Here is a 12,551-nt window from a genome sequence, read left to right as displayed (position 1 = left end):
ATGATGAACCTGACCGGAACCTGCATCGGGGGCGCCCGGCTACTCGCCCGGGTAGCGCAACCCGATCTGCCCGCGGATCGCGTCGAGGGTGCCCAGGATCGCCACCGTCTCGTCGATGGGGAGCACGTCGCCCGTGAGGTTGCCCTCGGCCACGAGCCGCTCGACGGCCTCGGCCTGGAAGTGCATGCCGCGACCCACGACCTCCGAGCTGTATTCCTCGATCACGGTGCCGTCGGCAGCCACCACTCGGAACGAGGTCGGGGTGTACCAGACCTCGTCGATGTCGATGCGTGCGAGGGTGCCGAGCACGGAGGCGACGTTCGGCCCCTTCGTGTCGCTCGCCGAGAGCGTCGACGCGACGCGGCCACCCTCGTATCCGAAGACGGTGGCCACCTGCGCGTCGGCGCCGGTGCCCTTGAACGTCGCCGTCGCCTGCACGGTGACGGGCTCCCCGAAGAGATCCCAGGCGAACGAGATCGGATAGATGCCGAGATCGAGCAGCGCGCCGCCGCCGAGCTCGAGCGCGTTGATGCGATGCGTGGGATCGTCGGAGAGCAACTGCGTGTGGTCGGCCATGAGCGTGCGCACCTCGCCGAGGGTGCCGGCTGCGATGATCTCGCGGATGCGCACCATGTGCGGGAGGTACCGGGTCCACATCGCCTCGAGCACGAGCACGCCCTTCGCACGAGCGAGATCGGCGATGGCCTGCGCCTCGCCGGCGTTGACGGCGAACGGCTTCTCGATGAGCACGTGCTTGCCCGCCTCGAGCGCGAGCATCGCATTCGAGGCGTGCATCGGATGCGGCGTCGACACGTAGATGACGTCGACGTCGGGATCGGCGACCAACGCCTCGTAGCTGCCGTGGGCGGTCGGAATCTCGAATTCCGCCGCGAACGCGTCGGCCGATTGCTGCGAGCGTGATCCGACCGCCTGCACGGTGAAGCCGTTGAGCTTCAAGTCGTTCGTGAAGAGGCGGGCGATGCCGCCCGTTGCGAGAATGCCCCAGCGCAGTCGATCCGTCATCCGCACAGCCTATCCGGGTCGGCGAGATGGTCCGGGCGCGCCTGCGCCCGCTTCACACGCCACGCGCCGTGATCCGGCGCAAGGGATTGACGCACCGCGATCGCTGATCTCAAGGTGGACTATGGAACGTATTCACTACGCCGGTGACGAGCTCGTGACAGGGACCGAGATCGCTGAGGCCCTGATGGAGTACGCGGCGGTACTCGCCCAGCAGCGCACTGCTGCATCCGTGGATATCCCGGTGAGGCATCCCGACGGGAGCATCGGCACCGCGAGCCTCCTGCTCGGCCCCGCGAGCCAGTTGGTACGGGAACCGGTCGAGAGTGCCGGCAAGGAGGTCACCGACGAATCCCTCGTGCAACGCCTGCGCCGGTTGACCGCCGCGCTTGCGCCGAGGTGGCCGGTCGCCCGCACCGACACCACTCCTCCGAAGGCGGTCGACTACGACTGGACCGACGAGGTCTAGTCGCTCCCCGAACTGGGTGGTGCGGCACCTTTCCGGCCGGCGTACGCTGCGCCCCATGACCACGAAGTCGAGAACCCGGCGTCTTGCGACGCTCGTCAGCGCGTCATTCCTCATCGCCGGTACGGCGATCTTCAGCGCTCTCCCCGCGCAGGCTGCACCCGGCCAGCCGGGGTCCTCGTCGGGCAAGGTGGCGTATGCCGCCCTCGGGGACTCGTATGCCGCCGGAGTGGGTGGCGGGGAGTACCTCGACCCCTGCTTCCGGAGCCCGAACAGCTATGCCTCGATCGTTGCCGACGGGCCGGGGATGGTGCACGTCGCGCTGCGCGGCTGCGCCAGCGCGTCCACAACGGACGTCGTGCGGACGCAGCTCGCGGGGCTCGACCACCGCACGAAGCTCGTGACGCTCACCGTGGGAGCGAACGACCTCGGACTCGATGCACTCAGCGCGGCCTGCCTGGGCGGGCCGATCGACTTGTGCCTGGCCGCCATCGCGGCCGCTCAGGCGAACCTCGGCCCGCTCGCCGCGTCACTCAGCGCGACGCTCGCGGCGATCGATGCGGCAGCGCCGAAGGCGACCGTCATCGTCACCGGATATCCATTGCTCGTGAACGCCCCGGCCGACCAGATGCAAGCGCTCGTGAACGCGGGAGTGGCCGCGCTCAACGACGTCATCGAGGCGACCGTCATGGCTGCGGGAGACGACTTCGTGTACGTGGACGTCGAGTCGGAGTTCGCCGGCCACGGCCTCGGGAGTGCCGATCCTTGGCTGGTCGGGCCGCCCGCCCCCGACGCATTCCACCCGAACGCGGCGGGTTACGCCGCCTACGCGGACGCGATCCTCGCGGCGATCTGAGCCGCCGAAGGCGACTCAAGCGGTGAAACGACGAACGGCCCGGAAGACCCGGGCCGTTCGCGTGTGCGGAGCCGCCTGTGGGAATCGAACCCACGACCTTCTCATTACGAGTGAGACGCTCTGCCGACTGAGCTAAGGCGGCGTGGCATCCGGTTCACACGAAGTGCACCGGCTGGCACGAGAATCTATGTTAGCCGGTTTCGGGGGCGGTCATGACCACGGATGCGTCGGCGCACGCCCGTCGAGTCGACGCGCCGCTCGGCTGCATTCGGGAGCTCAGCACTTCGGGTCTTCGGCCGGCACCGTGCCGTCGATGAAGTACGACTCGACGGCGTCGCTCACGCACGCATTCGACTTGTTGTACGCCGTGTGGCCCTCTCCGTCGTAGGTGACGAGCACCCCGCTCTCGAGCTGCTCAGCGAGTGCGACGGCCCAGTCGTAGGGGGTCGCTGGGTCGCCGGTGGTGCCCACCACGAGGATCGGGGCCGCACCCTCGGCATGGATCTGGCTGCGCTCGCGCTCGGCCCGGTACGGCCAGTTCGCGCAGCCGAGATCACCGTAGGCCATGTACGGGCCCATCGTCGGCGCCGCCTCGGCGAGCAGCGCCGCGTTCTCGCGCATGACCGCGACGTCGGACTGGTACGTGTAATCGAGGCAGTTGACGGCTCGGAATGCCTCGAAGGAGTTGTCGAGGTAGGTGCCGTCGGCGTCACGGCCGTAGTAGGCGTCGGCGAAGGTGAGCGCGACGTCGGCGTCGCCGAACATCACCGTCTCGAACAGGTCATTGAGGTAGAGCCACGTATCGGGACTGTAGAGCGGGTAGATGATCGCGGTGAACAGCGCGTCTGCGCCCAGCATGCGCCCGTCGCTTCCGCGCAGCGGACTCTGGTCGACGGATGCCAGGAGGCGGCCGACCTCGTCCATGGCGGCATCGACGGTGCCGTCGAATGGACAGTCGTCGCCCGCAAGGCACTGCTCGAGGTAGCCGCGAAGCGAGCCCTCGAAACCCACCGCCTGCGCCTGGTTCACGTCGAAGTCGCTCGCCGACGGGTCGATCGCCCCGTCGAGCACGAGCCGGCCGACCTTCTCGGGGTAGAGCTCGGCATACGTCGCACCGAGGAAGGTGCCGTAGGAATAGCCGAGGTAGTTGAGTTCCTCATCGCCGAGGATCGCTCGCAGCAGGTCGAGGTCGCGAGCCGCACTCACGGTGTCGACGTTGGCGAGCAGGTCGCCGGTCTGGTCGCTGCAGGCCTCGCCGAAGGCTCGAGCGTTCGCGCCGGCCGCGGTGATCCATTCGTCGCTGCCGCGCTCGGCGGGGATGACGCCGTAGAGGAATTCGTCCATCGCGGCGTCGTCGTAGCAGGCGACCGCGGTCGAGCGACTGACGCCGCGGGGGTCGAATCCGACGACGTCGAAGCGCTGCTGCAGGGGCTCGCCGACGGCGAACGCGAGCGTGTCCTTCACGAAGTCGTAGCCCGAGCCGCCTGGCCCTCCGGGGTTCACGAGCAGGGAGCCGATGCGATCGCCCGTGGCGAGGTGGCGCACGAGCGCCAGCTCGATCTCGCCGGCGTCGGGGTTCTCCCAATCGAGCGGCGCCGTGGCGGTGGCGCAGCCCATCGCTTCGCCGCACGACTCCCACTCGAGCACCTGCGTGTAGAAGGGCTCGAGCTCGGCGTCGACCTGCTCGCCCGTTGGTGTGGAATCGGGCTGCTGCGGGGAGCCGAAGAACGAGGGCGAGCAGCCGCTGAGGGCCAGCAGTGCTGCAATGCCTGCGGCGACGGCCGCCCGACGCCCGCCTCGGGGCATGCGTCGCGTGATCGGTTGCGTCGGTCTGGCGGTCATGCGGCCCCTCGTTCGGTGGTCGGTCGTCGGATCGCCGAGACGAGCATCGCCTCGAGCGCGAGCGCGGGCGCCACGTTGCCGTCGATGCGGGTGCGCGCCTCTTGGATGGCATCGAGCGTCGCGAGTGTGCGGGCGGGACTCGCGGATGCCGCAGCCGCCTCGATCGCGGCGAGCATCTCGCGGTTGACGAGCTCGACGTCGGCGGCGAGCTGCACGAGCAGGATGTCGCGGAAGAGTGAGGAGAGGTCGACGAGGATGCGATCGATGCCGTCGCGGAGGCTCCGCGTCGCGCGGCGCTTCTGGTCGTCTTCGAGCGCCTTCAACTGCGGGCGCAGCGCTGACGGCACCGCCTGGCCGGGCGCGACGCCGAGCGAGTGCAGGGCGTTGGCGCGCTCTTCGGCGTCGCGGAGCTCGGTGATGGCCTTCGCGTCTTCACCGGCGATCTCGAGGAAGCGCGCTGCCGTGGCGACCGCGGTCGCCGCAGAGCGCACGGCGAGCGCGAGTTCGAGCGTCTCGCGGCGGCGGCGCCGCGCCTCGTCGTTCGTGGCGAGTCGGTGCGCCATGCCGATGTGGCTCTGCGCCTCGCGTGCTGCGCGCTCGGCGAGCACGGGATCGACGCCGTCGCGCCGCTCGAGGAGCGCCGCGACATCCGTGATGCTCGGCACCTGCAGGCGCACCGAGCGCACCCGTGAGCGGATGGTCGGGATGAGGTCGGCTTCGCTCGGCGCGCAGAGGATCCATACGGTGCGTTCCGGCGGCTCTTCGAGTTCTTTCAGCAGGAAGTTCGAGGTCTGCTCGGTCATGCGATCGGCGTCTTCGACGATGATGACGCGGTGCCGGCCGACCGACGGCGAGTAGTGCGAGCGCTTCACGATCTCGCGCACGTCGTCGCGCTTGATGATGACGCCCTCGGTCGCGAGCACGTGCAGGTCGGGATGGCTGCGGGCCTCGACCTGGATGCGGGTCGTCGCGTCGCCGTCGGGGTCGCCCGAGATGAGTGCCGTGGCGAAGGCGAAGGCGAGGTTGGAGCGCCCGGAACCCGGGGGGCCGGTGACGAGCCAGGAATGCGTCATCTGCTGGGCGCCGGCGCCAGCCGGCGCGCGCGCTGACTCCGCTGCGGCGCGGAACAGGGCGATCGCGGCATCCTGCCCTGTCAGCTCACTCCATACGCTCACGATTCAACGCTACCTTCCGCCGCTGACCGTGGCGTCGACGGGGCTCAGAGCAGCCCGGCCACCCGGTCGCGGATCGCCGCCGCGATCTCGTCGACCGGCAGTGCCGCATCGATGACGAGGAAGCGCTCGGGTTCCGCGGCCGCGAGCTCGAGGTAGGCGCTGCGAACGCGATCGTGGAACTCGGATGCCTCGGCCTCGAGCCGGTCGAATCGTGTGCGCGCCTCGTCGAGGCGGCCACGCGCGGCGTCGGCATCGAGGTCGAGCAGGATCGTGAGGTCGGGGCGCAAGCCCTCGGTGGCCCACTCCGAAAGGCGGCGAACGGCGTCGGGGTCGAGCACGCGTCCGGCACCCTGGTACGCGACCGAGGAGTCGATGTAGCGGTCTTGGATGACCACGTCGCCGCGCCCGAGCGCGGGGCGCACCACCGTGGCGACATGGTGCGCACGGTCGGCCGCGTAGAGCAGCGCCTCGGCGCGCGGCGTGATGTCGCCCCGATGGTGCAGCACGATCTCGCGCACCTCGATTCCCACCTCGGTGCCCCCTGGCTCACGGGTGCGCAGCACCGTGCGGCCCTCGCCCGCGAGCCACTCGGCGAGCCGCTCGGCCTGCGTGGTCTTGCCCGAGCCGTCGCCGCCTTCGAGGGTGATGAAGAGGCCCGTCGGACTCACTTCTTCGTCGCCGTCTTCTTCGCCGGTGCCTTCTTCGTCGTGGCGCGCTTCGCCCGAGGAGCCGCGGGGCCCTTGTCGCGCTTGATCTGCAGCAGCTCGACGGCGCGTTCGAACGTGATCTCCTCGACCGACTCCGCCCGGGGGATCGTCGCGTTCGTCGTGCCATCGGTGACGTAGGGGCCGAAGCGGCCGTCCTTGACCTTGATCGGCTTGCCGCTGACGGGGTCGTTCTCGAACTCCTTGAGCGCGCTCGACGCGCTGCGCGCACCGTACTTGGGCTGCGCGTAGAGCTCGAGTGCACCGTCGAGGTCGATCTCGAAGATCGCGTCCTCGCTCGGCAGGGTGCGGGTGTCGGCGCCCTTCTTGAGGTACGGGCCGTACCGGCCGTTCTGCGCGGTGATCTCGTCACCCGACTCGGGGTCGAGGCCGACGACGCGGGGAAGGTCGAGGAGCTTCAGCGCCGTCTCGAAGTCGACCTCCTCGATCTGCATGCTCTTGAAGAGCGAGGCGGTGCGCGGCTTCTCGACGGCGGCCTTCTTCGCTCCGCGCTTCGGCTTCGGCGCTTCGACGACCTCGCCGGTCGCCGGGTCGACGGATGCGTCGGCATCGACCTGCGGTGCGGGATCGACCTCGGTCACATACGGTCCGAAGCGGCCGTCTTTCACGACGACCTCCTTGCCGTTCGCCGGATTCACGCCCAGCACGCGGTCGCTCTGCACCGGCGCCTCGATGAGCTCGCGGGCCTTCGCCTCGGTGAGCTCGTCGGGCGCGAGGTCTTCGGGCAGGTTGACGCGGCGCGGCGTCGCGTCGGCCGCGGCGTCGGGATCGACGACCTCGAGGTACGGGCCGTACTTGCCGATACGCAGCGTGATGTCGGGGGCGATCACGACGGAGTTGATCTCGCGAGCGTCGATCTCGCCGAGGTTGTCGACGACCTGCCGGAGGCCGCGGTGCTTGTCGGAGCCGAAGTAGAAGCTCGAGAGCCAGTCGACCCGGTCGGCCTCGCCGGCCGCGATGTGGTCGAGGTCGTCTTCCATCTCGGCGGTGAAGTCGTACTCGACGAGGTCGCCGAAGTGCTCTTCGAGCAGGCGCACGACCGAGAATGCGATCCAGCTCGGCACGAGCGCCTGCCCGCGCTGCGTGACATAGCCCCGGTCGAGGATCGTGGAGATGATCGACGCGAACGTCGACGGCCGGCCGATGCCGAGCTCTTCGAGCCGCTTCACGAGGCTCGCCTCGGTGTAGCGCGGCGGCGGCGTGGTCTCGTGGCCCTTGGCCTCGAGGTCGGCCAGGTTCAGCGCCTGCCCCTCGGTGAGGGGCGGCAACTTGGCCTCGCCGGGCGCGTCGTCGGCGTTCCGCTCTTCGTCGCGGCTCTCTTCATAGGCGGCGAGGAAGCCCCGGAAGGTGATCACGGTGCCGCTCGCCGTGAACTCCGCGATCGTGCGGGCAACGGGAACGGTCGCCTCGGCGGGCGAGGCGGCATCCGGTGCCGTCGGACCGACCTCGATCGTGACGGTGGCCGTCTGGCCCTTGGCGTCGGCCATCTGCGACGCGACGGTGCGCTTCCAGATGAGGTCGTAGAGCTTGAACTCGCTGCCGCGCAGCACGCTCTGCAGCTCGGACGGGGTGCGGAAGACCTCGCCCGAGGGCCGGATCGCCTCGTGCGCCTCCTGCGCGTTCTTCGACTTGCTCGCGTAGACGCGGGGCTTGTCGGGGATCGAGTCCGGGCCGTAGAGCTTCGTCGCCTGGGTGCGGGCCGCTGCGATCGCCTGCTGCGAGAGCGACGACGAGTCGGTTCGCATATAGGTGATGTAGCCGTTCTCGTAGAGCGACTGGGCGACGCGCATCGTGTCGCGCGCGGAGAGGCGGAGCTTGCGGGCCGACTCCTGCTGCAGGGTCGAGGTCGTGAACGGGGCCGCCGGGCGACGCGAGTACGGCTTCGACTCGACCTTGGAGACCGTGCGGGCGACGCCTAAGGCGCTCAGCGCTGCGACGAGCGCGTTCGCGGTGGCCTCGTCGAGCACCACCGCCTTGCCCTTCAACTGGCCCAGGTCGTCGAAGTCGCGGCCGGTGGCGACACGCTCGCCGCCCAGTCGCACGAGCTTGGCCTCGAATGAGGCCGACTCGGATGCCTCTGCAGAGAAGCGTCCGGCCAGATCCCAGTACCCCGCCGCACGGAACGCGAGTCGCTCGCGCTCGCGGTCGACCACGAGCCGCGTGGCCGCGGACTGCACGCGCCCGGCGGACAGGCCGGGTCCGACCTTCCGCCAGAGCACCGGGGACACTTCGTAGCCGTACAGGCGGTCGAGGATGCGTCGGGTTTCCTGCGCGTCGACGAGTGCGGTGTCGAGGTCGCGGGTGTTGTCCTTCGCCTTCTCGATCGCGTCCTTCGTGATCTCGTGGAAGACCATGCGGCGCACGGGCACCTTCGGCTTCAGCTCCTGGAGGAGGTGCCACGCGATGGCCTCACCCTCGCGGTCCTCATCAGTGGCGAGCAGGAGCTCGTCGGCATCCTTCAGCGCGCGCTTGAGCTCGGCGACCGTCTTCTTCTTGGAGTCGGAGACCACGTAGTACGGCTCGAACCCGTTGTCGACGTCGACGGAGAACTTGCCGAGCGGGCCCTTCTTGAGCTCGGCAGGCAGGTTCTTCGGCTCGATGAGGTCACGGATGTGCCCGACCGATGACAGCACTTGGTAGCCGTCGCCCAGGTATTGGGCGATCGACTTCATCTTGGTCGGTGACTCCACGATGACCAGTTTCTTCGTGCCTGACACCAGACTCCTCTTGTTCGACAGTTGAGACGGGAACGCACATCGAATGCCGCGCCCCCCGGAGCGGTGTGCCGTCAGTCGGCGCTTGCTGCACCGACAGCCACACCATACACACCCACACCGTGAGTGCACTTACACCCCGCAGCATCGTCCTTCGTCGGACGACGCCGCGGCGGCTCTTGCGGTTCCCGCCGGGGGGAGGAGAATTGCCGTATGGAAACGTCATCGACGAGCTCGTACACAGCCAAGCTGATCGACGGACCGCTCGAGGGCAAGACGGTCGCCACCGCCTTCCTCGAATCGGGCGATCCACGTCCGCGACTCGAGCTCGGCGGCGACCAGGGCAAGCACTACGTCTACGCCCGAGGCTCCGGCCTCGAATTCGACGCGGCCGGCGACGCCCGCCCGACGGCGGTCGAATACCGATTCGTCGAGACCGTCTTCGACTGATCACCCGCCCCACCCCGGTGGTCCGGCTCGCGCCGCAGCTTCGATCGTGAATCCGAGGCGCCCGGTCGTGACGTGCACGACGGCCGCCGGTCCGTCGGCGGTGCACCCGATGAGCGCCGCGCCGTTGCGCGAGGCGACGGCGTCGGCGATCTCGCACGGCACGCCAGGCACGGCGCCCGAGATGGCGTCGGCGGCCGCCAGTGCTGCGGCGTCGGCGGCGTTGGCCGCCTCCTGCGAAGCGACGAAGACACCCAACACCGGCACCACGGCGATCGAGACCGCGACGATCGCGCCGACGATGCCGAGCGCGGCGACGGACGCCGCGCCCGCCTCGTCGCGAGCGACGCGCGACGAGCGCGGCATGTCCGCGACGGGCTCCACCCTCGTGCCCCGGCTCATAGCCCACCCGAGACGGCGCAGGACTCGGCGCGCAACTCGATCGCAGCCAGGAACCCGTCGCCCGCGGAGCTGAGCGTCACGCAGACGAACGGCGCCTCGGCCGAGACGGCGAGCGCCGCTCCCCCGGTAATGCGGTCGGCGATCGCCGCCGCGACCGCCTCGGTCTCACCGCGGCCGAGTGCGCGGGCGGCGTCGGCTGCGGCATCCGTCAACCGCACCTGCTCGGCGACGAGCTGCACGGACGCGAGGCAGGCCGCGAGGACGAGGGCGATCGCCGGCAGCGCGACGGCGAACTCCGCCGTCACGCTGCCCCGATCGCCGTCAGCCGACCGTGAGCGCATTCCGTACGAGATCGGTGAGGATGCCGCGTACCTCGTCGCCGCGCAGGATGATGACGAGGAGCCCGGCGAAGCCGACCGCCGCCATGGTGGCGACGGCGTACTCTGCGGTGGCGGCGCCTCGTTCACCCGCGACTCGGCGAGTGACGCGACGCAGCGAGCGGATGACGCGACGACCGGGTTCGCGCGGCCCATCGTCTGCCGGCGAACCGTCGACCGTCGGTGTGGAGGGTTGACGCATGGTGTGGTTCCTTCCTGTGGTGCCGGGGGCCCGGCGGAGTGTCGGCACGAGTCGTGGATCGTCATGAGGCACCGGCGAGGGTTCCCGAGATGACGGAGATCATGATCGGGGCGACGCCGAGCAGCACGAACGACGGGAGCACACAGACGCCGAGGGGCACCATGAGCCGAACGCCGAGCGCGGCGGCCCGCTCGGCGCCCGCGGCCCGGCCTGCTCGACGAAGTCGGAACGCCTCGGATCGCAGCAGCTCGGCGACCGGAGCGCCGGCTCGCGCGGCCAGCGCGAGCATCGCGTCGATGCCACGGGCGTCGTGCCGGTCGAGCCGATGCGCGGTCATCGCCCGATCGACGGTCGCCCTGGCACGATCGATCGACGCGCCGCTCGACATCGCGACCGCGAGGAGCTCGAACTCGAGGCCTGCGTCGCCCCGTCGGCGCGAGGCGCGTCGGGCGAGCGCCGCGTTCCAGCGCCGACCCGCCCAGAGCAGCGCCGACCCGACGAGCAGGCATGCGAGACCGAGCGGGTTGGCGAAGAGCACCACCAGTGTGTCGAAGCCGAGCGTTGCGCCGAATCCGATGGCCAGGAGGGGCAACGTGGTGACGAGGCGCGCGCTCGCGGCCGGGCCCGCGAGCGCGGCACGCACCTCGCGCCGCAACTGCGCTTCGTCGCGAAGTCCGGCCGCGAGCTCGCGCAGGCTCACGGCGAGTGGGGCGCCGGATTCCTCGGCGACGCTCCACGCGGCGGCGAGCACCGGCCACGCCGCGGAGGCCGCCGGCTGCGCGGCACGCGCCGAGGCGATCGCCACAGCCACGGGATCACCGTGCGCCGCCGCGCGAGCGGCGGCGGCGAGCACCACGCCGTCGCCGGCCTGGTCGACGGTGCCGCTGCCGAGATGTCCCCACGCCGCAGAGGCCGGTACTCCGGCTGTGAGCAGCACCGAGAGCCGCTCGGCAACCGCGGCGATGGTGTCGAGGTCGGCGGCCGCATCGCGGGAGGCGGGTCGAAGCCGGTTCATCATCGAGTCCACACGTGGCAGGCGGCGTCGGATCGCCCCGCCGGTTGCGAGCGTCACAGCGCCTCGATGGCGAGGCGGTCGCCGCGCTGTTCGAATCGGCCGACCCCCGCGAGACGACGCCCGGCGCCCACGCGCTCGAGGTGCAGCACGAGGTCGAACGCACTCACCGTCTGCCGCGTGACGGCGTCGGGTGACAGGCCTGCGGTCGACCCGAGCGCCTCGAGTCGTGCCGGCACATCGGCGAGGGAGTTCGCGTGCAGCGTGCCCGCGCCGCCGTCGTGACCCGTGTTGAGCGCCGCGAGGAGCTCTCGGAGTTCGGGCCCGCGGCATTCGCCGACGACGAGTCGGTCGGGGCGCATGCGCAGCGCCTCGCGCAGGAGGGCGTCGAGGCCGACCCGGCCCGTGCCCTCGAGATTCGCCTGCCTCGCCTCGAGGGTGACGACGTGCGGGTGGGAGATGCGCAACTCGGCGACGTCCTCGATGACCACGATGCGCTCGCGGTGCGGCGCCTCGCCGAGCAGCGCGGCGAGGAGCGTGGTCTTGTCGGTGCCGCCAGCTCCGGTCACGAGGAGGTTCTTGCGCGTGGCGACGGCTTCGCCGAGGAACGCCGCCTGGCCGGGATCCAGCATGCCCGCCCGCGTCATCGCGGCGAGGGAGAACCCGGCCGCGCGCGGCACGCGCACCGACAGGAGCGTGCCGTGCGGAGAGACCGGCGGCAGGACGGCGTGCACGCGGATGCCTCGCCCGAGCCGCACATCGACGGCGGGCGTCGCCTCGTCGATATGACGACCCCCGCGTGCAATCAGCCGCACCGCGAGCGCCCGTACCTCGGCTTCGTCGGCGCTCCACCGGGGTTCGTGCTCGGCACCGCCGCCGCGATCGATCCAGAGGCCCTGCGCGCCATTCACGAACAGGTCGGTGACCGGGCCGGACTCGGCGAACGGTGCGAGCGGACCGAGCACCGAGAGGTCGCTCGCGTCGAAGCTCGCGACACCGCTGACTCCTCGGGCGTCGTCGAGAGCCGCATCTGCCGGCGTCGCCGTCGCGGTCGCCGCCGACACGCCGCCGTCTGCTTCGGGAGCGCGGCCCGCGGACCCGGGTGGCGCGAACGCCATGTCAGTCGCCTCGGCGACGCGCGAGGCACGCCGTTGCCACGACGGAGTCGCGACGAACTGGATACTCATGCGGCGAGCGTAGGCAGCGCAGCGGGTTTCGAGGCATCCGCTCGGCACCACAGACAGAAAGAGCCTCCCCCACACCGTTGTGGAGGAGGACTCGATCGGCACTGACTGAACAGTGCTGTTAACGAA

13 protein-coding genes and 1 tRNA gene are annotated in these 12,551 nt (G+C 70.4%); 3 read left to right on the top strand and 11 right to left on the bottom strand.

The genetic code is table 11. The features are described from left to right. Positions 1-39: 39 nt before the first annotated feature. On the bottom strand, positions 40-1,023 hold the full coding sequence (locus QFZ26_RS14385; protein ID WP_307043262.1) for a Gfo/Idh/MocA family protein: 984 nt from the start codon (positions 1,021-1,023) through the stop codon (positions 40-42). 121 nt (positions 1,024-1,144) lie between these two features. Here QFZ26_RS14385 and QFZ26_RS14380 point away from each other — a divergent pair, with 121 nt between their 5' ends. Together QFZ26_RS14380 and QFZ26_RS14375 are read left to right on the top strand one after the other, a co-directional pair. Continuing rightward, the gene (locus tag QFZ26_RS14380; RefSeq protein ID WP_307043260.1) at positions 1,145-1,489 is read left to right on the top strand and encodes a hypothetical protein; all 345 of its coding nucleotides are present in this window, start codon (positions 1,145-1,147) and stop codon (positions 1,487-1,489) included. Positions 1,490-1,544: 55 nt separating this feature from the next. Then, positions 1,545-2,342, top strand: coding sequence for a GDSL-type esterase/lipase family protein (locus tag QFZ26_RS14375; protein WP_307043258.1), 798 nt, complete (start codon positions 1,545-1,547; stop codon positions 2,340-2,342). Between the two features lie 69 nt (positions 2,343-2,411). On the opposite strand, the gene QFZ26_RS14370 is transcribed toward QFZ26_RS14375, so the two are convergent. From QFZ26_RS14370 to topA, 5 genes are all read right to left on the bottom strand, one after another. Further along, positions 2,412-2,484: transfer RNA gene (locus QFZ26_RS14370), tRNA-Thr, on the bottom strand. 134 nt (positions 2,485-2,618) lie between these two features. Further along, positions 2,619-4,184 (bottom strand): alpha/beta hydrolase, encoded by a 1,566-nt coding sequence (locus tag QFZ26_RS14365; RefSeq protein WP_307043256.1) that lies wholly within the window; start codon positions 4,182-4,184, stop codon positions 2,619-2,621. Further along, positions 4,181-5,359: a DNA polymerase III subunit delta' gene (locus tag QFZ26_RS14360; RefSeq protein ID WP_307043255.1), complete on the bottom strand. Its 1,179-nt coding sequence runs from the start codon at positions 5,357-5,359 to the stop codon at positions 4,181-4,183. Before QFZ26_RS14360 ends, QFZ26_RS14365 begins: the two co-directional genes overlap by 4 nt. 44 nt (positions 5,360-5,403) lie before the next feature. Continuing rightward, the gene (gene tmk, locus QFZ26_RS14355; protein ID WP_307043254.1) at positions 5,404-6,027 is read right to left on the bottom strand and encodes a dTMP kinase; all 624 of its coding nucleotides are present in this window, start codon (positions 6,025-6,027) and stop codon (positions 5,404-5,406) included. Next, positions 6,024-8,801 (bottom strand): type I DNA topoisomerase, encoded by a 2,778-nt coding sequence (topA, locus tag QFZ26_RS14350; protein ID WP_307043251.1) that lies wholly within the window; start codon positions 8,799-8,801, stop codon positions 6,024-6,026. Before topA ends, tmk begins: the two co-directional genes overlap by 4 nt. Before the next feature lie 210 nt (positions 8,802-9,011). On the opposite strand from topA, the gene QFZ26_RS14345 reads away from it, so the two are divergent. Beyond that, positions 9,012-9,248 (top strand): hypothetical protein, encoded by a 237-nt coding sequence (locus tag QFZ26_RS14345; RefSeq protein WP_307043249.1) that lies wholly within the window; start codon positions 9,012-9,014, stop codon positions 9,246-9,248. On the opposite strand, the gene QFZ26_RS14340 is transcribed toward QFZ26_RS14345, so the two are convergent. The 5 genes from QFZ26_RS14340 to QFZ26_RS14320 form a co-directional block, all read right to left on the bottom strand. Beyond that, complete coding sequence (locus QFZ26_RS14340; protein ID WP_307043247.1) at positions 9,249-9,611, bottom strand: Rv3654c family TadE-like protein; 363 nt, start codon at positions 9,609-9,611, stop codon at positions 9,249-9,251. It lies immediately after the preceding gene. A 32-nt stretch (positions 9,612-9,643) separates the two neighbouring features. Then, positions 9,644-9,952, bottom strand: coding sequence for a TadE family type IV pilus minor pilin (locus tag QFZ26_RS14335; RefSeq protein ID WP_307043245.1), 309 nt, complete (start codon positions 9,950-9,952; stop codon positions 9,644-9,646). A gap of 16 nt (positions 9,953-9,968) precedes the next feature. Further along, a complete protein-coding gene (locus QFZ26_RS14330; RefSeq protein ID WP_307043244.1) occupies positions 9,969-10,226 on the bottom strand; it encodes a DUF4244 domain-containing protein in 258 nt (85 codons plus the stop codon). A gap of 61 nt (positions 10,227-10,287) precedes the next feature. Next, entirely contained in the window at positions 10,288-11,298 is a 1,011-nt protein-coding gene (locus QFZ26_RS14325; protein WP_307043241.1) for a type II secretion system F family protein, read from the bottom strand. Continuing rightward, a complete protein-coding gene (locus QFZ26_RS14320; RefSeq protein ID WP_307043239.1) occupies positions 11,295-12,425 on the bottom strand; it encodes a TadA family conjugal transfer-associated ATPase in 1,131 nt (376 codons plus the stop codon). Before QFZ26_RS14320 ends, QFZ26_RS14325 begins: the two co-directional genes overlap by 4 nt. Positions 12,426-12,551: the final 126 nt, after the last annotated feature.

It is taken from the genome of Agromyces ramosus (assembly GCF_030817175.1).
GTDB lineage: Bacteria > Actinomycetota > Actinomycetes > Actinomycetales > Microbacteriaceae > Agromyces > Agromyces ramosus_A.
The sequence above is the reverse complement of the archived record's forward strand: the minus strand, read 5'-3'. Positions and strand labels throughout refer to the sequence as shown.

Coding starts and splice junctions, on each gene's coding strand:
- QFZ26_RS14385 (WP_307043262.1), bottom strand. CDS start 1,023: ATGACGGATCGACTGCGCTGGGGCATTCTCGCAACGGGCGGCATCGCC.
- QFZ26_RS14380 (WP_307043260.1), top strand. CDS start 1,145: ATGGAACGTATTCACTACGCCGGTGACGAGCTCGTGACAGGGACCGAG.
- QFZ26_RS14375 (WP_307043258.1), top strand. CDS start 1,545: ATGACCACGAAGTCGAGAACCCGGCGTCTTGCGACGCTCGTCAGCGCG.
- QFZ26_RS14365 (WP_307043256.1), bottom strand. CDS start 4,184: ATGACCGCCAGACCGACGCAACCGATCACGCGACGCATGCCCCGAGGC.
- QFZ26_RS14345 (WP_307043249.1), top strand. CDS start 9,012: ATGGAAACGTCATCGACGAGCTCGTACACAGCCAAGCTGATCGACGGA.
- QFZ26_RS14340 (WP_307043247.1), bottom strand. CDS start 9,611: ATGCCGCGCTCGTCGCGCGTCGCTCGCGACGAGGCGGGCGCGGCGTCC.
- QFZ26_RS14330 (WP_307043244.1), bottom strand. CDS start 10,226: ATGCGTCAACCCTCCACACCGACGGTCGACGGTTCGCCGGCAGACGAT.
- QFZ26_RS14320 (WP_307043239.1), bottom strand. CDS start 12,425: ATGAGTATCCAGTTCGTCGCGACTCCGTCGTGGCAACGGCGTGCCTCG.